Genomic DNA, 1,169 nt, shown 5'->3' on the forward strand with positions numbered 1-1,169 from the left:
TATGGAAATCATCGAAGTTTCGGGTTCAACCTCGAAAGTGGGAGGTGGGTAGGCTCGGACTTAAATTTTGCCTTGAGTCTTTTCGCCACGTCCAAGTCTCTTTTATTTGATGAGTCAAACAGCACAGATTTCATGTTCGTTTTTTTGCCCACCTCGTTCAAACTCCGAACCGTAACGAAGGTTCGCACCCCCTCCAGCACAGGTATAGATTCTCTTCCAGGCAGATCTTTGAAGCCGCTCCTCACATCGGGTCGAATCAAAGGGTTCAGAATAACGCCACTGACAAACGCCCTGTCTTCACCAGCGGTGCGCTGAATTATCGATATGTTCTGAATGGCCAGGATTTCTCGCTTTCCGTTTTCCGTCTTTGCTTTCATCAATGCAAAAAAGCGAGGCTTGTTCGCTGCTGCCGAAGCATCTGATCCATCAATGCCCTCAGCGAGATCACGCATCTGCCCTGCTTGATTTGAAAGTTCTATCATCGACAGGCCCAACTCCGACTTTCGAGCAGTGGATGCACGTTTCGCCAGGTCCAGGTACGTCTTGCGGTAGCCCTCCAATGCCTCAACGATTTCCTGCCCAGTCAAGGCGTACTCCGGATCACCCACTTCGAAAACTCGATAATCATGGGTTTCTTCGTAGCCTCGCTTTGTCTTGTCATAGCGCTGCAACAGGAGATTCAACAGTTGAGTGTCAAGCAAGTGCAGTTTCCAGCCTTGGGTTGAAAGGTCAAGCTCATAGAGAAATGCGTTGGATAATTCGTCACCTGCCAAACCGTTGTAGTCTCGCAACACCATTGGATTGTTTCGAACCATGGCATAGAAATTCAATCCATCAATCGTGCCCGCAGGATCTGGATTCAGCCAACGCTGCAACCAAGGCACGTAATACCGAAATCCATAGTAATAAAGCCCCGTCGCATCCTGCTCTTTCCCCGAGTAGCGCACCGTTTTATAGCTGACCTGCACTGCCTCGCCGTTACTCCATGCCGTGCCGCCAAACGGGTAAAACCTTTCCTGGGTGATGACATTGGCGTGCTGATCCAGCTCAAGCGTGCTTGAGCCCAGCCGGTCCGTCAGACTGTAACGCTGCTGGTTGTTGCTGATCTCGTTCGGTCTTCCCGCTTCCCAGTGCAACACCCGCACACTGCCGCGCCCGGCCTGGACGTT

Annotated in this window: 1 protein-coding gene; it reads right to left on the reverse strand. The window is 51.3% G+C overall.

The genetic code is table 11. The features are described from left to right. Window positions 1–8: 8 nt before the first annotated feature. A partial coding sequence (locus ACM6IO_RS26730) for an RHS repeat-associated core domain-containing protein (RefSeq protein ID WP_414912542.1) occupies window positions 9–1,169 on the reverse strand: 1,161 nt, incomplete at its 5' end.

The sequence above is a fragment of the Pseudomonas sp. IT-P44 genome, assembly GCF_949768225.1.
In the GTDB taxonomy this organism is placed as follows: domain Bacteria; phylum Pseudomonadota; class Gammaproteobacteria; order Pseudomonadales; family Pseudomonadaceae; genus Aquipseudomonas; species Aquipseudomonas migulae.